General features: G+C 52.3%; 1 protein-coding gene. It reads left to right on the top strand.

All coding sequences use genetic code 11. From position 1 onward, the window contains the following. Positions 1-509: hypothetical protein (locus tag AB4Z23_RS28235; protein ID WP_441361276.1), on the top strand; the 509-nt coding region annotated here is incomplete at both ends.

Consider the following 509-nt stretch of genomic DNA (forward strand, 5'->3'; position numbering starts at 1 on the left):
CTCTGATATAGCGAAGGCGCGCGAATATTCGATAAGTACAAAATTTGCTGACTGGGCCAAGGTCGACAACCGTCGGCTTGTTTCTGGTGCGCCGCAGAGAGAGTACCTTGTCAGAAGCATTATTGATTTCGTTCAAATGCCGCAATCGCGTCATTTCCTGCCAGATGACGAGTACGCCAGCGTTGGCTATACGGTGTTCGGCCCCCTGATCTTCGGCTTCATGATGTGGGTTATCGCACGTACAAAAGAGGCGAACCTCAAACGGCTCGCTTTCATCGCACGTGATGGGTGGTTGCCACATCAACTCTTCGAGCTCCTCAAAGTGCAGGCAGGCTTGGGCGACGTCTCGAGTTCTTACGTCCATTTTTCGAGGCGGGTCGGTCTTCAGATTGGTCTGAAAGAGTGGGATATAGATCAATTATGGGCTGCCTTCGGCGGGAAGGTTCCTCGGCCTATTGAAGAATGTTTGGCTACGCTTGGATACGACGCGAATTCGATGGGTCCTCTCC

The organism is Agrobacterium sp. MCAB5, from assembly GCF_052114365.1.
Taxonomy (GTDB): Bacteria; Pseudomonadota; Alphaproteobacteria; order Rhizobiales; family Rhizobiaceae; genus Agrobacterium; species Agrobacterium tumefaciens.